Here is a 24,075-nt window from a genome sequence, read left to right on the forward strand (position 1 = left end):
ATAAGGAAAATAGCAGCTCAACGAGCTGTACATTATAAAATACATATCAAAAAAGCTGATTTCTATCAAATAATTAATAGAAATCAGCTTTTTTACATTGCCTAAGAACTTAATGTCCCAAGCCCTTATTTTTGTGCTAGAAAGTAATGCTTTACTATATTCAATGATTAGTAATGACTAACTTTCTAATTGTTTCATTGCGTAAGGTATTTCATTGATAAGTCTTGATGGTGGCACCACATACATATCTTTTGCAAGATTTTCGCCAATAAAACTATGTGTATATGTGGCACTCATAACCGCTTCTTTTAAGTTATCAAATTGACCAACAAAACTTGTAATCATACCAGCAAGTGTATCGCCCATACCACCAGTCGCCATTGCTGGGCTACCGATTGTCAATTTAAAGTCTTCATCTTTAAAGAAAATTTCAGTACCATGTTTTTTAAGTACAACAGTTGCGCCTAAACGATCAACTGCTTCACGATTACGCTCATATGTCTGTTCCTCAATAGGAATACCACTTAATCGTTCCCATTCTTTGAGGTGTGGTGTAAAGATCACACGACATGTAGGTAATTGCGGTTTCAGTTTACTAAAGATTGTAATCGCATCGCCGTCTACGATTAAATTTTGATGCGGTTGTATATTTTGTAGTAGGAATGTAATGGCATTATTTCCTTTGAAATCAACGCCAAGACCTGGACCAATTAGTATACTGTCAGTCATTTCAATCATTTTCGTCAACATTTTCGTATCATTAATATCAATAACCATCGCTTCTGGGCAACGAGAATGTAATGCTGAATGATTTGTTGGATGTGTAGCTACAGTGATTAAACCACTACCGCTAAATACACATGCACGAGCCGCTAACATAATGGCACCACCTAAGTTAGCAGATCCACCAATTAATAAAATTTTGCCATAATCACCTTTATGTGAATCTTCTTTACGCTTAGGAATGTTAATAGAATTTAACGTTTCCATAGTGATATAACCTCCCATGTAAAAGCCTTTTCCGAATTTATTCAATTTTAAAAATATATAGTAACTTTTAACAAAATGTATTATAAATTTCTGAATTCATTATTATTTGTCGTTAAATACAATAGAAAATACTATACCTGTATATGCAATTCGTCAATAGATAAATTAGTAAATATGCTTACAACAATCTTAATATCCTTTAACGCACTACAATAGTGCTCTGATAATAGGTTATAAATGTACGTAAAACCATTGTTTCAATAAAAATGAAAACGTATACTTCAAGAAGGATGGGTTACTTAATATAAACAAGGGGGTAACATATATGACTTTATATTTAGATGGTGAAACACTAACAATTGAGGATATTAAATCATTTTTACAACAACAATCAAAGATTGAAATTATTGATGATGCGTTAGAACGTGTCAAAAAAAGTAGAGCGGTAGTTGAACGTATTATTGAAAATGAGGAAACGGTTTACGGTATTACTACAGGTTTTGGGTTATTTAGTGATGTACGTATAGACCCGACGCAATATAATGAATTACAAGTGAATCTGATACGCTCACATGCCTGTGGGCTAGGTGAGCCATTCTCAAAAGAAGTAGCATTAGTCATGATGATTTTACGATTGAATACATTATTAAAAGGTCATTCAGGTGCCACTTTAGAATTAGTGAGACAATTACAATTTTTTATAAATGAACGTATTATACCGATAATCCCACAGCAAGGCTCTCTCGGTGCATCAGGAGATTTAGCGCCATTATCACACTTAGCATTAGCATTAATTGGTGAAGGGAAAGTATTGTACAGAGGGGAAGAAAAGGATAGTGACGATGTATTAAGAGAATTAAATAGACAACCTTTGAACCTTCAGGCTAAAGAAGGTTTAGCATTGATTAATGGTACGCAAGCTATGACAGCTCAAGGTGTCATTAGTTATATAGAAGCAGAAGATTTAGGTTACCAATCTGAATGGATTGCTGCATTAACGCATCAGTCTCTTAATGGCATTATAGATGCATATCGACATGATGTGCACGCAGTTCGTAATTTTCAAGAACAGATTAATGTGGCAGCGCGTATGCGTGATTGGTTAGAAGGATCAACATTAACGACGCGACAAGCAGAAATACGTGTACAAGATGCATATACGTTGCGTTGTATACCACAAATCCATGGCGCGAGTTTTCAAGTATTCAATTATGTTAAACAGCAATTAGAATTTGAAATGAATGCGGCTAATGATAATCCACTTATATTTGAGGAAGCAAATGAAACGTTTGTTATTTCAGGTGGTAACTTCCATGGACAACCTATTGCTTTTGCATTAGATCATCTTAAATTAGGTGTAAGTGAATTAGCAAACGTATCGGAACGTCGTCTAGAGCGACTAGTAAATCCTCAATTAAATGGTGATTTACCAGCATTTCTTAGTCCAGAGCCAGGATTGCAAAGTGGCGCGATGATTATGCAATATGCTGCTGCAAGTCTCGTTTCTGAAAATAAAACTTTAGCGCATCCAGCGAGTGTTGATTCTATCACTTCATCTGCGAACCAAGAAGATCACGTATCTATGGGAACTACAGCTGCTAGACATGGTTATCAAATTATTGAAAATGCAAGACGTGTGCTGGCAATCGAATGTGTTATTGCATTACAAGCAGCAGAGTTAAAAGGTGTTGAAGGTTTATCACCAAAAACACGTCGTAAATATGAGGAGTTTCGAAGTATCGTGCCATCCATTACACATGACCGTCAATTTCATAAAGATATTGAAGCGGTTGCACAGTATTTAAAGCAATCAATTTATCAAACGACTGCATGTCACTAAATCGACATGAGTGATGTTTGAAATCGTTACTTGAAAAAGCAAATATAGTTTGCTATATTAAAATTAACTTAATAAGACATTGTTCGTAGGACAAGTAATATATAGTGTTCGATATCAGAGAGCTTGTGGTTAGTGTGAACAAGAATCAACATATATATGAATCTACCTACTTAATTTAAAAGAACAATCGGTGATAACCGTTATTTTAGTGAAGTGCAATTTAGGTTTAGTGTATCTTTATAACTTAAATTGTTAAATAGGGTGGCAACGCGTAGACCACGTCCCTTGTAGGGATGTGGTCTTTTTTTATTTTCTAAAAAATAAAGACGTACGTCATTCCATAATAAATGATAATTATTTGGGAAAGGATGAAGGTTAATGTTAGACATTAGATTATTCAGAAATGAGCCTGACACAGTTAAGAGCAAAATTGAATTACGTGGAGATGATCCAAAAGTTGTAGATGAAATTTTAGAATTGGATGAGCAACGACGTAAATTAATTAGTGCAACAGAAGAAATGAAAGCACGTCGTAATAAAGTAAGCGAAGAAATCGCATTAAAAAAACGTAATAAAGAAAATGCTGATGATGTGATTGCTGAAATGCGCACATTAGGTGACGATATTAAAGAAAAAGATAGTCAATTAAATGAAATTGATAATAAAATGACAGGTATCCTTTGTCGTATTCCAAATTTAATAAGTGATGATGTACCTCAAGGTGAATCTGATGAAGATAACGTTGAAGTTAAAAAGTGGGGTACACCACGTGAGTTTTCATTTGAACCAAAAGCACATTGGGATATTGTAGAAGAATTGAAAATGGCTGATTTTGATCGTGCAGCAAAAGTTTCAGGTGCGCGTTTTGTATATTTAACAAATGAAGGTGCGCAATTAGAGCGTGCTTTAATGAACTATATGATTACAAAACATACAACACAACATGGTTATACAGAAATGATGGTACCACAGCTTGTGAACGCAGATACAATGTATGGTACAGGTCAATTACCTAAATTTGAAGAAGATTTATTTAAAGTAGAAAAAGAAGGATTATATACAATTCCAACTGCTGAAGTACCATTAACGAATTTCTACCGTAATGAAATTATTCAACCAGGTGTACTTCCTGAAAAATTCACTGGTCAATCTGCATGTTTCCGTAGTGAAGCAGGATCAGCAGGTAGAGATACAAGAGGATTAATTCGTTTACATCAATTCGATAAAGTGGAAATGGTACGTTTTGAACAACCTGAAGATTCATGGAATGCTTTAGAAGAAATGACAACAAACGCAGAAGCAATTCTAGAAGAGTTAGGTTTACCATACCGTCGTGTTATTTTATGTACAGGTGATATTGGATTTAGTGCAAGCAAAACATATGATTTAGAAGTTTGGTTACCAAGCTACAATGATTATAAAGAAATTAGTTCATGCTCAAACTGTACGGATTTCCAAGCGCGTCGTGCTAACATCCGCTTCAAGCGTGACAAAGCAGCTAAACCAGAATTAGCACATACATTAAATGGTAGTGGTTTAGCAGTTGGACGTACATTTGCTGCTATTGTTGAAAATTACCAAAATGAAGATGGAACAGTAACAATTCCAGAAGCATTAGTACCATTTATGGGTGGTAAAACACAAATTTCAAAACCAGTTAAATAAAGGCTTTAGCTACAAGCTTTAAAAAGTATATATCTACGTATACTTAAAGCAAGGGCAAGATACTTTAAATAATATTTTAAAAAGTGGTGACGAAGCTGTCGCCACTTTTTTTGTGCTGTAAAAGTATAATAGTGAGCCAATGCACATAACAACAATAAATTAAGTTTGTGGTTTAATGGGGTGAACGCATTTCATTATAGCAACAATACGGGATAATTATGATGAACTAAAACAATCTAAAACGTAACAATTTTGAGCATCACTATTATAGGAAATTAAGCGATAAAATACTGATTTCGTTGATGTAGTATGAGTAATATCGATGGAGTAGGGTAGGGGGAGGGGATGATGATTATAAGGGAGTGGAACATGAATCAATATCCCAGACTCATCATTAGATATAAAAATTTATAAAATTAGTATTTAAAAACAACTACAATCCATAGAAAATATGGAGGTAGTCTTAAATAAAAAATTGAAAATTCTAAAAAATAAAAAGTTAATATGAAGCTGATTAAAGACTCCGGTATGTCTAACTTCAGACAAACCGGTGTCTAATGTTATTGCTTGTGATATAGAACTGTATTAGACTAGGTATATTATTTTTTTCGTAATTATATAAATATAAAGTGGCAAAGGAGGTAGTTGAGATGACAACACATTTAAGTTTTAGACAAGGCGTGCGAGAGTGTGTCCCAACATTATTGGGTTATGCCGGTGTTGGTATTTCATTTGGTATTGTGGCTTCGTCTCAAAACTTTAGTATTTTAGAAATTGTCTTGTTATGTCTTGTTATATATGCCGGTGCTGCGCAATTTATTATGTGCGCGTTGTTTATAGCAGGTACACCGATATCAGCGATTGTACTAACTGTATTTATCGTAAATTCAAGAATGTTCCTTTTAAGTATGTCGCTTGCACCAAACTTCAAGACATATGGGTTTTGGAACCGTGTTGGATTAGGTTCATTAGTAACTGACGAAACGTTTGGCGTCGCCATTACACCTTATTTAAAAGGAGAAGCTATCAATGATCGTTGGATGCATGGTCTTAACATTACAGCATATTTATTTTGGGCAATTTCATGTGTAGCTGGGGCTTTATTTGGCGAATATATCTCAAATCCGCAAACGCTAGGGTTAGATTTTGCTATCACGGCTATGTTTATCTTTTTGGCCATTGCGCAATTTGAATCAATTACTAAATCGCGATTAAGAATTTACATAGTACTCATTATTGCCGTCATAGTAATGATGTTATCGCTAAGTATGTTTATGCCTTCATATCTATCAATATTAATTGCAGCCACAATTTCAGCAGCGTTAGGAGTGATGATGGAACGATGATAACTCATATGAACATGTTAATACTTATTTTATTGTGTGGTATCGTAACGCTATTAATTCGAATTATACCTTTTATCATGATTTCAAAAGTGCAATTGCCTGATGTCGTGGTTCGATGGCTATCATTTATCCCAATCACACTATTTACGGCACTTGTCATAGACAGCATTATTCAACAGACGCCTCATGGTGAGGGGTATACATTAAACATCCCTTACATTATCGCGCTCATTCCGACGGTTATTTTATCTATAATCACGCGTAGTTTAACTATTACAATTATTAGTGGGATTGTTATCATGGCAGCATTACGATTTTTCTTTTAAAAATAACTGAAAATCATTGAACAGATATTTAAACTTAGGTAAACTGTTAGTAATCAGAAAATTCTGATATACAAATCGTCTATGTTAAGATTGGGAATCGTGTATACGTAAGCGATTTGGCTAACGCATGACAATGATAACAACATTTTAAATGATAAAGTAATTCATCACTGAATCTCAACTAACACATAACAATTTCATATTTCTTATTGTGAGAAGTTGAGGGACTTGGCCCTGTGATACTTCAGCAACCGACTTTATAGCACGGTGCTAAAACCAACGAGTTACTCGAATGATAAGTATAAAGACTTCTTACTTTTCAATAGGGTGAGAAGTTTTTTTGTTTAAGGAGGAAAGAACAATGACAAATTACACAGTAGATACTTTAAATTTAGGGAAATTTATTACAGAATCTGGGGAAGTCATAGATAACTTGCGTTTGAGATATGAGCATGTCGGTTATCATGGACAACCATTAGTTGTAGTTTGTCATGCATTAACTGGCAATCATTTAACATATGGAACAGATGATTATCCGGGTTGGTGGCGAGAAATTATTGATGGGGGATATATACCCATTCACGATTATCAATTTTTAACATTTGATGTTATTGGTAGTCCTTTCGGTTCAAGTTCACCTTTAAACGACCCTCATTTTCCTAAAAAATTAACATTAAGAGATATAGTCAGAGCGAATGAACGAGGTATACAAGCCCTTGGTTATGATAAGATTAATATTTTAATAGGGGGAAGTCTTGGAGGTATGCAAGCAATGGAACTACTTTACAATCAACAGTTTGAAGTAGATAAAGCCATTATCCTTGCTGCAACAAGTCGAACATCATCTTATAGTAGAGCTTTCAATGAAATTGCAAGGCAAGCCATTCATCTTGGTGGTAAGGAAGGTCTAAGTATTGCACGCCAATTAGGTTTTTTGACATATCGATCATCAAAAAGTTATGATGAACGTTTCACGCCGGATGAAGTAGTCGCATACCAACAACATCAAGGTAATAAATTTAAAGAACATTTTGATTTGAATTGTTATCTGACACTGCTAGATGTATTGGATAGTCACAACATTGACCGAGGTCGCACAGACGTAACGCATGTTTTTAAAAATTTAGAAACAAAAGTGTTAACGATGGGGTTCATAGATGATTTGCTATATCCGGATGATCAAGTTCGTGCATTAGGTGAACGTTTTAAATATCATCGTCATTTCTTCGTGCCTGATAATGTTGGGCATGATGGATTCCTACTAAACTTTAGTACCTGGGCACCTAACTTATATCATTTCTTAAATTTAAAGCATTTTAAGCGTAAGTAATAATATGTATATATTTTCAAAAAATGAAGCCACTAAATCACAGTTATCATATTCAAAGACATCTAGAGTACATGAGAGTGGAAATGAATTGTAAATCTAAATCAAGCTTGATTGCTATGTAGTGGGATTAAATAATCATGTTGAAAATGAAAGCACACAAAAGCGATTCAAATGAGTATGTTAATTACTTATAAAACATGAAAGTTATTATTCAATTAAATGAAATAGAAGCATACAATCTATAAATTGTTAAATTCCATTAAAGAGGTTAAAATAATAGCTATAGTTAAAAATATGGGAGTGGCTTATGTGTTTTCAAAAATACAACCTAAAGCAACAATAATTGCAACGATTGCGTTGGTATTTGTCGCTTTAGCTTTATATCTAGTGCCTGGTTTAGGACTAATATTTGCATTATTTGCAACCATACCAGGTATCGTTTTATGGAATAAATCAATACAATCTTTCGGGATTAGTGCACTTATTACAGTAATTATAACAACTGTTTTAGGTAATACTTTCGTTTTAAGTGCCATCATATTAGTCTTAATTGCAAGTTTAATTATTGGTCAATTGCTCAAAGAAAGAACGTCTAAAGAAAGAATATTATACGTAACAACAGTAGCGATGAGCTTAATTTCATTAATCGCTTTTATGTTACTACAAACATTCGGAAGGATTCCACCATCAGCGAGCATAGTAAAACCTTTCAAGCAAACATTACATGAAGCGATTACGATGAGCGGTGCCGATGCGAATATGACCCAAATATTAGAAGAAGGGTTTAGACAAGCGACCGTTCAATTACCAGGTTTCATCATTATCATTACATTTTTAATCGTCTTAATTAACTTAATCGTTACATTTCCGATTTTACGAAAATTTAAAATCGCTACACCTGTATTTAAGCCACTTTTCGCGTGGCAAATGAGCGGTATTTTATTATGGATATACATTATTGTTATCATATGTTTATTATTTACAGGTCAACCGAGTGTGTTCCAGAGCATTCTTTTAAACTTCCAACTTGTGTTATCATTAGTAATGTATATTCAAGGTTTAAGTGTTATTCATTTCTTTGGTAAAGCGAAAGGTTTGCCGAATGCAGTAACGATTTTACTATTGGTTATCGGTACAATACTGACACCTACGACACATATTGTAGGACTACTTGGTGTTATCGATTTAAGTTTGAATTTGAAGCGAATCATGAAAAATAATTCTAAAAAGTGAATAGAGGTGGAATAATGAATCGGCAGTCCACTAAGAAAGCTTTACTAATACCATTTGTCATCATGATCATCACAGCAATTGTTTTAATGGGTGTATGGTTTATCTTTAATAGTCTTATAGCACTAATTGCATCTATCGTTCTTGTCGTGATGATTATTGTTAGCATCATTTTATTCAGACAAGCTTTAATGAAAATGGATAGTTATGTAGATGGTTTGAGTGCTCAAATTTCAACAACAAATAATAAAGCAATCAAACATTTACCAATTGGTATCATTGTTTTAGATGAAAATGATCACATCGAATGGGTTAACCAATTTATGACAGATCATATGGAAGCAAATGTCATTTCTGAATCTGTAAATGAAGTATTTCCAAACATTTTAAAGCAATTAGATAGAGTGAAATCCGTTGAAATAGAATATAATCAGTATCATTTCCAAGTACGTTATTCTGAGAATGATCACTGCCTCTATTTCTTTGATATAACTGAACAAGTACAAACAAATGAACTATATGAAAATTCTAAACCAATCATTGCGACATTATTTTTAGATAACTACGATGAGATTACTCAAAATATGAATGATACGCAGCGTTCGGAAATCAATTCAATGGTAACGCGTGTTATTAGTCGATGGGCAACTGAGTATAATATATTCTTTAAAAGGTATAGTTCTGATCAATTCGTAGCCTATTTAAATCAAAAAATATTAGCTGACTTAGAAGAATCTAAATTTGATATCTTGAGTCAATTACGTGAAAAAAGTGTTGGTTATCGTGCCCAATTAACATTAAGTATCGGTGTTGGTGAAGGCACTGAAAATTTAATCGACTTAGGTGAATTATCACAATCAGGCCTAGACTTAGCATTAGGACGCGGTGGCGACCAAGTTGCAATTAAAAGTATTAATGGTAATGTGCGCTTCTATGGCGGTAAGACTGACCCGATGGAGAAACGTACTCGTGTAAGAGCACGTGTGATCTCACATGCGTTAAAAGATATCCTTGCAGAGGGTGACAAAGTCATTATCATGGGACATAAACGTCCTGACTTAGATGCAATTGGTGCAGCAATCGGTGTGTCTAGATTTGCAATGATGAATAATTTAGAAGCATACATCGTATTAAATGAGACTGACATTGATCCAACATTACGACGCGTGATGAACGAAATAGATAAAAAGCCAGAGCTAAGAGAGCGATTTATTACATCAGATGATGCTTGGGATATGATGACATCTAAGACAACCGTAGTGATTGTTGATACGCATAAACCGGAACTGGTTTTAGATGAAAATGTCTTAAATAAAGCAAACCGTAAAGTTGTTATCGATCATCATAGACGTGGTGAAAGCTTCATCTCTAATCCATTGTTGATATATATGGAACCATACGCAAGTTCGACAGCTGAATTGGTAACAGAGTTACTGGAATATCAACCAACAGAACAACGTTTAACACGTCTTGAATCAACAGTGATGTATGCAGGTATTATTGTAGATACAAGAAACTTTACATTACGAACAGGATCAAGAACATTCGATGCAGCGAGTTATTTACGTGCACATGGTGCAGATACGATTTTAACGCAACATTTCTTAAAAGATGATGTGGATACTTACATTAATCGATCTGAATTAATTCGAACTGTAAAAGTTGAAGATAATGGCATAGCCATTGCGCATGGTTCAGACGATAAAATTTATCATCCAGTAACAGTTGCACAAGCAGCAGATGAACTGTTAAGTTTAGAAGGTATTGAAGCATCATATGTTGTTGCTAGACGTGAAGATAATCTGATTGGTATATCTGCGCGTTCACTCGGTTCAGTAAATGTCCAGTTAACAATGGAAGCACTTGGTGGCGGTGGACATTTAACCAATGCGGCAACACAACTTAAAGGTGTGACAGTCGAAGAGGCGATAGCACAATTACAACAAGCAATTACAGAACAATTAAGTAGGAGTGAAGATGCATGAAAGTAATTTTTACACAAGATGTTAAAGGTAAAGGTAAAAAAGGTGAAGTTAAAGAAGTACCAGTAGGTTATGCAAATAACTTCTTATTGAAAAAGAATTATGCTGTAGAAGCAACACCAGGTAACCTTAAACAATTAGAGTTACAGAAAAAACGTGCAAAACAAGAACGCCAACAAGAAATTGAAGATGCTAAAGCATTAAAAGAAACGTTATCAAACATTGAAGTTGAAGTATCAGCAAAAACTGGTGAAGGTGGTAAATTGTTTGGATCAGTAAGTACAAAACAAATTGCCGAAGCACTAAAAGCACAACATGATATTAAAATTGATAAACGTAAAATGGATTTACCAAATGGAATTCATTCCCTAGGATATACGAATGTACCTGTTAAATTAGATAAAGAAGTTGAAGGTACAATTCGCGTACACACAGTTGAACAATAAAGTTGGATTGAAATAAGAGGTGTAACCATTCATGGATAGAATGTATGAGCAAAATCAAATGCCACATAACAATGAAGCTGAACAGTCTGTCTTAGGTTCAATTATTATAGATCCAGAATTGATTAATACTACTCAGGAAGTTTTGCTTCCTGAGTCGTTTTATAGGGGTGCCCATCAACATATTTTCCGTGCAATGATGCACTTAAATGAAGATAATAAAGAAATTGATGTTGTAACATTGATGGATCAGTTATCAAGTGAAGGTACGTTGAATGAAGCGGGTGGCCCGCAATATCTTGCAGAGTTATCTACAAATGTACCAACGACGCGAAATGTTCAGTATTATACTGATATCGTTTCTAAGCATGCATTAAAACGTAGATTGATTCAAACTGCAGATAGTATTGCCAATGATGGATATAATGATGAACTTGAACTAGATGCGATTTTAAGTGATGCAGAACGTCGAATTTTAGAGCTGTCATCTTCTCGTGAAAGCGATGGCTTTAAAGACATTCGAGACGTCTTAGGACAAGTGTATGAAACAGCTGAAGAGCTTGATCAAAATAGTGGTCAAACACCAGGTATACCTACAGGGTATCGAGATTTAGACCAAATGACAGCAGGGTTCAACCGAAATGATTTAATTATCCTTGCAGCGCGTCCATCTGTAGGTAAGACTGCGTTCGCACTTAATATTGCACAAAAAGTTGCAACGCATGAAGATATGTATACAGTTGGTATTTTCTCACTAGAGATGGGTGCTGATCAGTTAGCCACACGTATGATTTGTAGTTCTGGTAATGTTGACTCAAACCGCTTAAGAACGGGTACTATGACTGAGGAAGATTGGAGTCGTTTTACTATAGCGGTAGGTAAATTATCACGTACGAAGATTTTTATTGATGATACACCGGGTATTCGAATTAATGATTTACGTTCTAAATGTCGTCGATTAAAGCAAGAACATGGCTTAGACATGATTGTGATTGACTACTTACAGTTGATTCAAGGTAGTGGTTCACGTGCGTCCGATAACAGACAACAGGAAGTTTCTGAAATCTCTCGTACATTAAAAGCATTAGCCCGTGAATTAGAATGTCCAGTTATCGCATTAAGTCAGTTATCTCGTGGTGTTGAACAACGACAAGATAAACGTCCAATGATGAGTGATATTCGTGAATCTGGTTCGATTGAGCAAGATGCTGATATCGTTGCGTTCTTATACCGTGATGATTACTATAACCGTGGTGGCGATGAAGATGATGACGATGATGGTGGTTTCGAGCCACAAACGAATGATGAAAACGGTGAAATTGAAATTATCATTGCTAAGCAACGTAACGGTCCAACAGGCACAGTTAAGTTACACTTTATGAAACAATATAATAAATTTACCGATATCGATTATGCACATGCAGATATGATGTAAAAAAGTTTTTCCGTACAATAATCATTATGATGATAAAATTGTACGGTTTTTATTTTATTCTGAACGGGTTGATATATGTTAAGTTTGTGTATTGAAAGTGATAAATTAGTACTGTCAACGCCTCTGTTAAAGGGTTTTTAGGACGTTGAAGACGATTTGTTAAAATGATTTTTCTTTTAAAAAGGTCGAAAATCAATGTTCGATTTTTATTTGCATTATGGTCTCGATATTGGTAGAATATCAAATGGTTAAATGAGAAAAACTTGGAGGTGCTCACATGTCATCAATCGTAGTAGTTGGGACACAATGGGGAGACGAAGGAAAAGGAAAAATAACGGATTTCTTGGCAGAACAGTCAGATGTTATCGCGCGTTTTTCAGGTGGTAATAATGCAGGCCATACCATTCAATTTGGCGGAGAAACATATAAATTACATTTAGTACCATCTGGTATCTTTTACAAAGACAAATTAGCGGTAATCGGTAACGGTGTCGTTGTTGATCCAGTTGCACTATTGAAAGAATTAGACGGATTAAATGAACGTGGCATTCCTACAAGTAATTTACGTATATCTAATCGTGCACAAGTGATTTTACCATATCACTTAGCACAAGATGAATATGAAGAACGTTTACGCGGTGACAATAAGATTGGTACAACTAAAAAAGGTATCGGTCCAGCATATGTAGACAAAGTTCAACGTATCGGTATTCGTATGGCAGATTTACTTGAAAAAGAAACATTCGAAAGATTATTAAAATCAAACATTGAATATAAACAAGCATATTTCAAAGGTATGTTTAACGAAACATGTCCATCATTTGATGATATCTTTGAAGAATACTATGCTGCAGGTCAACGTTTAAAAGAATTTGTAACAGACACATCAAAAATCTTAGACGATGCATTTGTAGCAGATGAAAAGGTACTTTTCGAAGGTGCGCAAGGTGTAATGTTAGATATCGACCATGGTACATACCCATTCGTTACATCAAGTAATCCAATTGCAGGTAACGTTACTGTTGGTACAGGTGTAGGTCCTACATTCGTTTCAAAGGTAATTGGTGTATGTAAAGCTTATACATCACGTGTTGGTGATGGTCCATTCCCTACTGAATTATTCGATGAAGATGGACATCATATTAGAGAGGTTGGTCGTGAATACGGTACAACAACAGGACGTCCACGTCGTGTAGGTTGGTTTGATTCAGTTGTATTACGTCACTCTCGTCGTGTAAGTGGTATTACAGATTTATCTATTAACTCAATCGATGTTTTAACAGGCCTAGACACAGTGAAAATCTGTACAGCTTATGAATTAGACGGTAAAGAAATTACTGAGTACCCAGCAAACTTAGATCAATTAAAACGTTGTAAACCAATCTTTGAAGAGTTACCAGGTTGGACAGAAGACGTAACAAGTGTGCGTACTTTAGAAGAATTACCTGAAAATGCACGTAAATATTTAGAGCGTATTTCAGAATTATGTAATGTACAAATTTCTATCTTCTCAGTTGGTCCAGATAGAGAACAAACAAACCTATTAAAAGAATTGTGGTAGAACTTTATATAAGTCATACGCAATGATTATAAATACATGAGCCTTCTATCTTTATTGGTAGGAGGCTTTTGCTTTGTTTGCTTCTGTATCGATTCGATTATTTAGATAAAAATTACTAACGTAAAGGTGATATTTGCTAGTCATAATTTAAAAGATTAGATGATATTTAACGAAATTAAGAAGAAATACTTGAATGTAATAAGTCTGATGTCGAAAATAGCTATTAAAATAGAGTAGACGTAAGTGTAAATGAAAGTACCTAAAATAGAAAAATTTCAAAAATAGCGTAATTATTATAATAAATAGACTGCCAATAAAATGCAATTTTTCACTTATAACATTCTTCAAAAAATAATAGCAAAATTATGTAAAAAATATCTTGTCATGGCAAGATTGGCTGTGCTATAATCTATCTTGTGCTTAAGAACGGCTCCTTGGTCAAGCGGTTAAGACACCGCCCTTTCACGGCGGTAACACGGGTTCGAGTCCCGTAGGAGTCACCATTTTTTAGGTCTCGTAGTGTAGCGGTTAACACGCCTGCCTGTCACGCAGGAGATCGCGGGTTCGATTCCCGTCGAGACCGTACAAATGCCTATCCAAGAGGATAGGCATTTTTTTGCGTTTAATATTATATTAATAAAAGATATATGGACGAATGATAATCATATTGATTTATCTGTTCGTCCATTTTCTTTATAATGTATGAACCTCAAGTAACTTAGTGGTTGGATATGAAAGATAAACGTAGACAATAAAATCTTTATTAGACGTACAAACATATGCTACTGTCAACATATTTCTTCGTTGTGATATGCCACCAATCCTCCATAACATCAATTGTTAAAGTAACGAATAATGATATTTATTTTCTGAGCAATGACGTGCAACTAGAAGTTGCCATTACCCTAATTTTATTATTGGAATAGAGACCTCATCATTGTGTTAAATATCATTGTCACAATCCGCCGTGAGAAACTAATAAAAAATATTAATATATAAGTTTATATTGGAAAATAGAATTAATAGCTTATAAATGGTAAATTATATAATAGGTTACTATACGTTATAAGACGGAAAATGCGCACAATAACAAAAATAGTAAGCGACATCCTGTGATTTTTTACACAAACATAAACGATAAAGAACAAAAAATGATAAAATAATATTAATGATTTAAGAAAAGAGGTTTATGCAAATGGCTAGAAAAGTTGTTGTAGTTGATGATGAAAAACCGATTGCTGATATTTTAGAATTTAACTTAAAAAAAGAAGGATACGATGTGTACTGTGCATACGATGGTAATGATGCAGTCGACTTAATTTATGAAGAAGAACCAGACATCGTATTATTAGATATCATGTTACCTGGTCGTGATGGTATGGAAGTATGTCGTGAAGTGCGCAAAAAATACGAAATGCCAATTATAATGCTTACTGCTAAAGATTCAGAAATTGATAAAGTGCTTGGTTTAGAACTAGGTGCAGATGACTATGTAACGAAACCGTTTAGTACGCGTGAATTAATCGCACGTGTGAAAGCGAACTTACGTCGTCATTACTCACAACCAGCACAAGACACTGGAAATGTAACGAATGAAATCACAATTAAAGATATTGTGATTTATCCAGACGCATATTCTATTAAAAAACGTGGCGAAGATATTGAATTAACACATCGTGAATTTGAATTGTTCCATTATTTATCAAAACATATGGGACAAGTAATGACACGTGAACATTTATTACAAACAGTATGGGGCTATGATTACTTTGGCGATGTACGTACGGTCGATGTAACGATTCGTCGTTTACGTGAAAAGATTGAAGATGATCCGTCACACCCTGAATATATTGTGACGCGTAGAGGCGTTGGATATTTCCTCCAACAACATGAGTAGAGGTCGAAACGAATGAAGTGGCTAAAACAACTACAATCCCTTCATACTAAACTTGTAATTGTTTATGTATTACTGATTATCATTGGTATGCAAATTATCGGGCTGTATTTTACAAATAACCTTGAAAAAGAGCTGCTTGATAATTTTAAGAAGAATATTACGCAGTACGCGAAACAATTAGAAATTAGTATTGAAAAAGTATATGACGAAAAGGGCTCCGTAAATGCACAAAAAGATATTCAAAATTTATTAAGTGAGTATGCCAACCGTCAAGAAATTGGAGAAATTCGTTTTATAGATAAAGACCAAATTATTATTGCGACGACGAAGCAGTCTAACCGGAGTCTAATCAATCAAAAAGCGAATGATAGTTCTGTCCAAAAAGCACTATCACTAGGACAATCAAACGATCATTTAATTTTAAAAGATTATGGCGGTGGTAAGGACCGTGTCTGGGTATATAATATCCCAGTTAAAGTCGATAAAAAGGTAATTGGTAATATTTATATCGAATCAAAAATTAATGACGTTTATAACCAATTAAATAATATAAATCAAATATTCATTGTTGGTACAGCTATTTCATTATTAATCACAGTCATCCTAGGATTCTTTATAGCGCGAACGATTACCAAACCAATCACCGATATGCGTAACCAGACGGTTGAAATGTCCAGAGGTAACTATACGCAACGTGTGAAGATTTATGGTAATGATGAAATTGGCGAATTAGCTTTAGCATTTAATAACTTGTCTAAACGTGTACAAGAAGCGCAGGCTAATACTGAAAGTGAGAAACGTAGACTGGACTCAGTTATCACCCATATGAGTGATGGTATTATTGCAACAGACCGCCGTGGACGTATTCGTATCGTCAATGATATGGCACTTAAGATGCTTGGTATGGCGAAAGAAGACATCATTGGATATTACATGTTAAGTGTATTAAGTCTTGAAGATGAATTTAAACTTGAAGAAATTCAAGAGAATAATGATAGTTTCTTATTAGATTTAAATGAAGAAGAAGGTCTAATCGCACGTGTTAACTTTAGTACGATTGTGCAGGAAACAGGATTTGTAACTGGTTATATCGCTGTGTTACATGACGTTACTGAACAACAACAAGTTGAACGTGAACGTCGTGAATTTGTTGCCAATGTATCACATGAGTTACGTACACCTTTAACTTCTATGAATAGTTACATTGAAGCACTTGAAGAAGGTGCATGGAAAGATGAGGAACTTGCGCCACAATTTTTATCTGTTACCCGTGAAGAAACAGAACGAATGATTCGACTGGTCAATGACTTGCTACAGTTATCTAAAATGGATAATGAGTCTGATCAAATCAACAAAGAAATTATCGACTTTAACATGTTCATTAATAAAATTATTAATCGACATGAAATGTCTGCGAAAGATACAACATTTATTCGAGATATTCCGAAAAAGACGATTTTCACAGAATTTGATCCTGATAAAATGACGCAAGTATTTGATAATGTCATTACAAATGCGATGAAATATTCTAGAGGCGATAAACGTGTCGAGTTCCACGTGAAACAAAATCCACTTTATAATCGAATGACGATTCGTATTAAAGATAATGGCATCGGTATTCCTATCAATAAAGTCGATAAGATATTCGACCGATTCTATCGTGTAGATAAGGCGCGTACGCGTAAAATGGGTGGTACTGGATTAGGACTAGCCATTTCGAAAGAGATTGTGGAAGCGCACAATGGTCGTATTTGGGCAAACAGTGTAGAAGGTCAAGGTACATCTATCTTTATCACACTTCCATGTGAAGTCATTGAAGACGGTGATTGGGATGAATAATAAGGAGCATATTAAATCTGTCATTTTAGCGCTACTTGTCTTGATGAGTGTCGTATTGACATATATGGTATGGAACTTTTCTCCTGATATTGCAAATGTCGACAATACAGATAGTAAGAAGAGTGAAACGAAACCTTTAACGACACCTATGACAGCCAAAATGGATACAACTATTACGCCATTTCAGATTATTCATTCGAAAAATGATCATCCAGAAGGTACGATCGCGACGGTTTCTAATGTGAATAAGCTGACGAAACCTTTAAAAAATAAAGAAGTGAAGTCCGTGGAACATGTTCGTCGTGATCATAACTTGATGATTCCTGATTTGAGCAGTGATTTTACATTATTCGATTTTACGTATGATTTACCGTTATCAACATATCTTGGTCAAGTACTGAACATGAATGCGAAAGTACCAAATCATTTCAATTTCAATCGTTTGGTCATAGATCATGATGCTGATGATAATATCGTGCTTTATGCTATAAGCAAAGATCGCCACGATTACGTAAAATTAACAACTACAACGAAAAATGATCATTTTTTAGATGCATTAGCAGCAGTGAAAAAAGATATGCAACCATACACAGATATCATCACAAACAAAGATACGATTGATCGTACGACGCATGTTTTTGCACCAAGTAAACCTGAAAAGTTAAAAACATATCGCATGGTATTTAACACGATTAGTGTTGAGAAAATGAATGCTATACTATTTGACGATTCAACCATCGTTCGTAGTTCAAAGAGTGGTGTTACAACCTACAACAATAATACAGGTGTCGCAAACTATAACGATAAAAATGAAAAATATCATTATAAAAACCTGTCCGAAGATGAAGCAAGTTCCAGCAAAATGGAAGAAACGATTCCAGGAACCTTTGATTTTATTAATGGTCATGGTGGTTTCTTAAACGAAGACTTCAGATTGTTTAGTACGAATAATCAGTCAGGCGAGTTAACATATCAACGTTTCCTTAACGGTTATCCAACGTTTAATAAAGAAGGATCTAATCAAATTCAAGTCACTTGGGGTGAAAAAGGCGTCTTTGATTATCGTCGTTCGTTATTGCGCACCGACGTTGTGTTAAATAGTGAGGATAATAAAACGTTGCCGAAATTAGAGTCTGTACGTTCAAGCTTAGCGAACAATAGTGATATTAATTTTGAAAAAGTAACAAACATCGCTATCGGTTACGAAATGCAGGATAACTCAGATCATAATCACATTGAAGTGCAGATTAACAGTGAACTCGTACCGCGTTGGTATGTAGAATATGATGGCGAATGGTATGTTTATAACGATGGGAGGCTTGAATAAATGAACTGGAAACTGACAAAGACACTTTTCATTTTCGTGTTTATTCTTGTCAACATCGTGTTAGTATCGATTTATGTTAATAAAGTCAATCGCTCACACATTAATGAAGTCGAGAGTAACAATGAAGTTAATTTTCAGCAAGAAGAAATTAAAGTACCGGCTAGTATATTGAATAAATCAGTTAAAGGTATAAAATTAGAGCAAATTACAGGGCGATCAAAAGACTTTAGTTCTAAAGCTAAGGGCGATTCGGATTTGACCACATCAGATGGTGGAAAATTATTGAATGCGAACATTAGTCAATCGGTAAAGGTCAGTGACAATAACTTAAAAGATTTGAAAGATTATGTTAACAAACGTGTGTTCAAAGGTTCAGAATATCAATTAAGTGAAATTAGTTCGGGTTCTGTAAAATACGAACAAACGTATGATAATTTCCCGATTTTGAACAATAGTAAAGCGATGTTGAACTTTAATATAGAAGATAACAAAGCGGCTAGTTATAAACAATCAATGATGGATGACATTAAGCCCACTGATGGTGCAGATAAGAAGCATCAAGTTATTAGTGTGAGAAAAGCAATCGAGGCATTATATTATAATCGTTACTTGAAAAAAGGTGATGAAGTCATTAATGCTAGACTTGGTTACTATTCAGTCGTGAATGAAACGAATGTTCAATTGTTACAACCAAACTGGGAAATTAAAGTGAAGCATGACGGTAAGGACAAAACGAATACTTACTATGTCGAAGCGACAAATAATAACCCTAAAATTATTAATCATTAATATGAATCGTAATAAGCTAGCATTGCAAGCTCATCATATGTGAGAAGCAGTGCTAGCTTTTTGCTGGTACGGTTTATTATGGCTGACAGGCGACATTTCTGCGTCTCTAATGTGCGCATTTATTCATATTTTAAGTAGAACCGCATTTTAAAATTAACGTAACTGCTATTTTAAAAACTTTAGTATTTGTCTAATCATTGTTATAATAATTAAGAAATTCATTGCACGTGATTATCAAAATTTAAATATAAGAAACCGGTCGATGAACTAAAGTTACATAATAGGAAAGGTATACAAAACAGCTAATATACTGATAGTTTCTGTAGGGAAAATCGTATATTTGCACTGATGTATATTGCAGTCATATAGAGAGATTGACTGTTTAAAGAGAAAGGATGAGCCGCTTGATACGCATGAGTGTATTAGCAAGTGGTAGTACAGGTAACGCCACTTTTGTAGAAAATGAAAAAGGTAGTCTATTAGTTGATGTTGGTTTGACTGGCAAGAAAATGGAAGAATTGTTTAGTCAAATTGACCGTAATATTCAAGATTTAAATGGTATTTTAGTAACCCATGAACATATTGATCATATTAAAGGATTAGGTGTTTTGGCGCGTAAATATCAATTGCCAATTTATGCGAATGAAAAGACTTGGCAGGCAATTGAAAAGAAAGATAGTCGCATCCCTATGGATCAGAAATTCATTTTTAATCCTTATGAAACAAAATCTATTGCAGGTTTCGATGTTGAATCGTTTAACGTGTCACATGATGCAATAGATCCGCAATTTTATATTTTCCATAATAACTATAAGAAGTTTACGATTTTAACGGATACGGGTTACGTGTCTGATCGTATGAAAGGTATGATACGTGGCAGCGATGCGTTTATTTTTGAGAGTAATCATGACGTCGATATGTTGAGAATGTGTCGTTATCCATGGAAGACGAAACAACGTATTTTAGGTGATATGGGACATGTATCTAATGAGGATGCGGGTCATGCGATGACAGACGTGATTACAGGTAACACGAAACGTATTTACTTATCGCATTTATCACAAGATAATAACATGAAAGATTTGGCGCGTATGAGTGTTGGTCAAGTATTGAACGAACACGATATTGATACGGAAAAAGAAGTATTGCTATGTGATACGGATAAAGCTATTCCAACGCCAATATATACAATATAAATGAGAGTCACCCTATAAAGTTCCGCATTGCTGTGAGACGACTTTATCGGGTGCTTTTTTATGTTGTTGGTGGGAAATGGCTGTTGTTGAAATTAAGGTTCTAGTTGAAATGTGTAAAATAATTCGATATTAAATGTAATTTATAAATAATTTACATAAAATCAAACATTTTAATATAAGGATTATGATAATATATTGGTGTATGACAGTTAATGGAGGGAACGAAATGAAAGCTTTATTACTTAAAACAAGTGTATGGCTCGTTTTGCTTTTTAGTGTAATGGGATTATGGCATGTCTCGAACGCGGCTGAGCAGCATACACCAATGAAAGCACATGCAGTAACAACGATAGACAAAGCAACAACAGATAAGCAACAAGTACCGCCAACAAAGGAAGCGGCTCATCATTATGGTGAAGAAGCGGCAACCCACGTATCAGCATCAGCGCAGGGAACAGCTGATGATACAAACAACAAAGTAACATCCAACGCACCATCTAACAAACCATCTACAGCAGTTTCAACAAAAGTAAACGAAACACGCGACGTAGATACACAACAAGCCTCAACACAAAATCCAACTCACACAGCAACATTCAAATTATCAAATGCTGAAACAGCATCACTTTCACCACGAATGTTTGCTGCCAATGCACCACAAACAACAACACATAAAATATTACATACAAATGATATCCATGGCCGACTAGCCGAAGAAAAAGGGCGTGTCATCGGTATGGCTAAATTAAAAACAGTAAAAGAACAAGAAAAGCCTGATTTAATGTTAGACGCAGGAGACGCCTTCCAAGGTTTACCACTTTCAAACCAGTCTAAAGGTGAAGAAATGGCTAAAGCGATGAATGCAGTAGGTTATGATGCTATGGCAGTCGGTAACCACGAATTTGACTTTGGATACGACCAGTTGAAAAAGTTAGAGGGTATGTTAGACTTCCCGATGCTAAGTACTAACGTTTATAAAGATGGAAAACGCGCATTTAAGCCTTCAACGATTGTAAAGAAAAATGGTATTCGTTATGGAATTATTGGCGTAACGACACCAGAAACAAAGACGAAAACAAGACCTGAAGGCATTAAAGGTGTTGAATTTAGAGATCCATTACAAAGTGTGACAGCAGAAATGATGCGTATTTATAAAGACGTAGATACATTTGTTGTTATATCACATTTAGGGATTGATCCATCAACACAAGAAACATGGCGTGGTGATTACTTAGTGAAACAATTAAGTCAAAATCAACAATTGAAGAAACGTATTACAGTCATTGATGGTCATTCACATACCGTACTTCAAAATGGTCAAATTTATAACAATGATGCATTAGCACAAACAGGTACAGCACTTGCGAATATCGGTAAGATTACATTTAATTACCGCAATGGAGAGGTATCGAATATTAAGCCATCATTGATTAATGTTAAAGACGTTGAAAATGTAACACCGAACAAAGCATTAGCTGAACAAATTAATCAAGCTGATCAAACATTTAGAGCACAAACAGCAGAGGTTATTATTCCAAATAATACGATTGATTTCAAAGGAGAAAGAGATGACGTTAGAACGCGTGAAACAAATTTAGGAAACGCGATTGCAGATGCTATGGAAGCATATGGCGTTAAGAATTTCTCTAAAAAGACTGACTTTGCCGTGACAAATGGTGGAGGTATTCGTGCCTCTATCGCAAAAGGTAAGGTGACACGCTATGATTTAATCTCAGTATTACCATTTGGAAATACGATTGCGCAAATTGATGTAAAAGGTTCAGACGTCTGGACGGCTTTCGAACATAGTTTAGGTGCACCAACAACACAAAAAGACGGTAAGACAGTGTTAACAGCGAATGGCGGTTTATTACATATCTCTGATTCAATTCGTGTTTACTATGATATGAATAAACCGTCTGGCAAACGAATTAATGCTATTCAAATTTTAAATAAAGAGACAGGTAAGTTTGAAAATATTGATTTAAAACGTGTATATCACGTAACGATGAATGACTTCACAGCATCAGGTGGAGACGGATATAGTATGTTCGGCGGACCTAGAGAAGAAGGTATTTCATTAGATCAAGTACTAGCAAGTTATTTAAAAACAACTAACTTAGCTAAGTATGATACGACAGAACCACAACGTATGTTATTAGGTAAACCAGCAGTAAGTGAACAACCAGCTAAAGGACAACAAGGTAGCAAAGGTAGTGAGTCTGGTAAAGATACACAACCAATTGGTAAAGACAAAGTGATGAATCCAGCGAAACAACCAGCGCCAAGTAAAGTTGTGTTGTTACCAACGCATAGAGGAACTGTTAGTAGTGGTAGAGAAGGTTCTGATCGCACATTAGAAGGAACTGCTGTATCAAGTAAGAGTGGGAAACAATTGGCTAGCATGTCAGTGCCTAAAGGTAGCGCGCATGAGAAACAGTTACCAAAAACTGGAACTAATCAAAGTTCAAGCCCAGCAGCGATGTTTGTATTAGTAGCAAGTATAGGTTTAATCGCGACTGTACAACATAGAAAAGCTAGCTAAAATATATTGAAAACAATACTACTGTATTTCTTAAATAAGAGGTACGGTAGTGTTTTTTTATGGAAAAAAGCTATAACCATTGATAAATATGGGATATAAAAATGGGAATAAGTAATAAGACATCAAGGTATTTATCCACAGAAATGGGGATAGTTATCCAGAATTGTGTACAATTTAAAGAGAAATACCCACAATGCCCACAGAGTTATCCACAAATACACAAGTTATACACTGAAAATTGGGCATGAATATCAGAAAAATATCAAAAACTGCAAAAAAACTTGGTATAATAAGAGGGAACAGTGTGAACAAGTTAATAACTTGTGGATAACTG

General features: G+C 34.8%; 17 protein-coding genes, 2 tRNA genes, 1 riboswitch and 1 other annotated feature. Of the genes, 18 read left to right on the forward strand and 1 reads right to left on the reverse strand.

Annotation, left to right across the window (positions count from 1 at the left end; genetic code table 11):
- Positions 1 to 177 precede the first annotated feature (177 nt).
- Positions 178 to 990: an NAD(P)H-hydrate dehydratase gene (locus tag IDG63_RS11955; RefSeq protein WP_000449218.1), complete on the reverse strand. Its 813-nt coding sequence runs from the start codon at positions 988 to 990 to the stop codon at positions 178 to 180.
- 325 nt (positions 991 to 1,315) lie between these two features.
- Here IDG63_RS11955 and hutH point away from each other — a divergent pair, with 325 nt between their 5' ends.
- The 18 genes from hutH to adsA all read left to right on the forward strand — a co-directional run bounded on the left by hutH (position 1,316) and on the right by adsA (position 23,741).
- On the forward strand, positions 1,316 to 2,830 hold the full coding sequence (hutH, locus tag IDG63_RS11960; RefSeq protein ID WP_000177462.1) for a histidine ammonia-lyase: 1,515 nt from the start codon (positions 1,316 to 1,318) through the stop codon (positions 2,828 to 2,830).
- Between the two features lie 79 nt (positions 2,831 to 2,909).
- Positions 2,910 to 3,119 (forward strand) — a binding site (T-box leader).
- Positions 3,120 to 3,208: 89 nt separating this feature from the next.
- Entirely contained in the window at positions 3,209 to 4,495 is a 1,287-nt protein-coding gene (serS, locus tag IDG63_RS11965; RefSeq protein ID WP_000884334.1) for a serine--tRNA ligase, read from the forward strand.
- Between the two features lie 650 nt (positions 4,496 to 5,145).
- Positions 5,146 to 5,841 carry an AzlC family ABC transporter permease gene (locus IDG63_RS11970; RefSeq protein WP_000207112.1) on the forward strand — a complete coding sequence of 232 codons (696 nt, stop codon included), beginning with the start codon at positions 5,146 to 5,148 and terminating at the stop codon, positions 5,839 to 5,841.
- Positions 5,838 to 6,167 (forward strand): AzlD domain-containing protein, encoded by a 330-nt coding sequence (locus IDG63_RS11975; RefSeq protein WP_000628050.1) that lies wholly within the window; start codon positions 5,838 to 5,840, stop codon positions 6,165 to 6,167. The genes IDG63_RS11970 and IDG63_RS11975 overlap by 4 nt, the downstream gene beginning before the upstream one ends.
- 203 nt (positions 6,168 to 6,370) lie before the next feature.
- Positions 6,371 to 6,469: riboswitch (SAM riboswitch) on the forward strand.
- A 59-nt stretch (positions 6,470 to 6,528) separates the two neighbouring features.
- Positions 6,529 to 7,497 carry a homoserine O-acetyltransferase MetX gene (gene metX / locus IDG63_RS11980; RefSeq protein ID WP_000186492.1) on the forward strand — a complete coding sequence of 323 codons (969 nt, stop codon included), beginning with the start codon at positions 6,529 to 6,531 and terminating at the stop codon, positions 7,495 to 7,497.
- A gap of 294 nt (positions 7,498 to 7,791) precedes the next feature.
- Positions 7,792 to 8,730: a YybS family protein gene (locus IDG63_RS11985; RefSeq protein WP_001791710.1), complete on the forward strand. Its 939-nt coding sequence runs from the start codon at positions 7,792 to 7,794 to the stop codon at positions 8,728 to 8,730.
- A gap of 14 nt (positions 8,731 to 8,744) precedes the next feature.
- Entirely contained in the window at positions 8,745 to 10,712 is a 1,968-nt protein-coding gene (gdpP, locus tag IDG63_RS11990; protein WP_001081634.1) for a cyclic-di-AMP phosphodiesterase GdpP, read from the forward strand.
- The gene (rplI, locus tag IDG63_RS11995; RefSeq protein WP_000864305.1) at positions 10,709 to 11,155 is read left to right on the forward strand and encodes a 50S ribosomal protein L9; all 447 of its coding nucleotides are present in this window, start codon (positions 10,709 to 10,711) and stop codon (positions 11,153 to 11,155) included. The genes gdpP and rplI overlap by 4 nt, the downstream gene beginning before the upstream one ends.
- A 31-nt stretch (positions 11,156 to 11,186) precedes the next feature.
- Positions 11,187 to 12,587 (forward strand): replicative DNA helicase, encoded by a 1,401-nt coding sequence (gene dnaB / locus IDG63_RS12000; protein WP_000375644.1) that lies wholly within the window; start codon positions 11,187 to 11,189, stop codon positions 12,585 to 12,587.
- A gap of 277 nt (positions 12,588 to 12,864) precedes the next feature.
- On the forward strand, positions 12,865 to 14,148 hold the full coding sequence (locus tag IDG63_RS12005) for an adenylosuccinate synthase (protein ID WP_000095328.1): 1,284 nt from the start codon (positions 12,865 to 12,867) through the stop codon (positions 14,146 to 14,148).
- Between the two features lie 428 nt (positions 14,149 to 14,576).
- A tRNA-Glu gene (locus IDG63_RS12010) sits at positions 14,577 to 14,651 on the forward strand.
- 7 nt (positions 14,652 to 14,658) lie between these two features.
- A tRNA-Asp gene (locus IDG63_RS12015) sits at positions 14,659 to 14,731 on the forward strand.
- A 612-nt stretch (positions 14,732 to 15,343) separates the two neighbouring features.
- Positions 15,344 to 16,045 (forward strand): response regulator YycF, encoded by a 702-nt coding sequence (yycF, locus tag IDG63_RS12020; RefSeq protein WP_000101976.1) that lies wholly within the window; start codon positions 15,344 to 15,346, stop codon positions 16,043 to 16,045.
- Between the two features lie 12 nt (positions 16,046 to 16,057).
- Positions 16,058 to 17,884: a cell wall metabolism sensor histidine kinase WalK gene (gene walK, locus IDG63_RS12025; RefSeq protein WP_000871607.1), complete on the forward strand. Its 1,827-nt coding sequence runs from the start codon at positions 16,058 to 16,060 to the stop codon at positions 17,882 to 17,884.
- Entirely contained in the window at positions 17,877 to 19,211 is a 1,335-nt protein-coding gene (gene yycH, locus IDG63_RS12030; RefSeq protein WP_001060140.1) for a two-component system activity regulator YycH, read from the forward strand. Before walK ends, yycH begins: the two co-directional genes overlap by 8 nt.
- On the forward strand, positions 19,212 to 20,000 hold the full coding sequence (locus IDG63_RS12035) for a two-component system regulatory protein YycI (RefSeq protein ID WP_001104166.1): 789 nt from the start codon (positions 19,212 to 19,214) through the stop codon (positions 19,998 to 20,000).
- Between the two features lie 395 nt (positions 20,001 to 20,395).
- Complete coding sequence (locus tag IDG63_RS12040) at positions 20,396 to 21,196, forward strand: MBL fold metallo-hydrolase (protein ID WP_000088649.1); 801 nt, start codon at positions 20,396 to 20,398, stop codon at positions 21,194 to 21,196.
- Positions 21,197 to 21,422: 226 nt separating this feature from the next.
- Positions 21,423 to 23,741, forward strand: coding sequence for an LPXTG-anchored adenosine synthase AdsA (gene adsA / locus IDG63_RS12045; RefSeq protein ID WP_086095897.1), 2,319 nt, complete (start codon positions 21,423 to 21,425; stop codon positions 23,739 to 23,741).
- The last annotated feature ends 334 nt before the right edge of the window (positions 23,742 to 24,075 follow it).

The organism is Staphylococcus sp. EG-SA-14, from assembly GCF_017151935.1.
In the GTDB taxonomy this organism is placed as follows: domain Bacteria; phylum Bacillota; class Bacilli; order Staphylococcales; family Staphylococcaceae; genus Staphylococcus; species Staphylococcus aureus.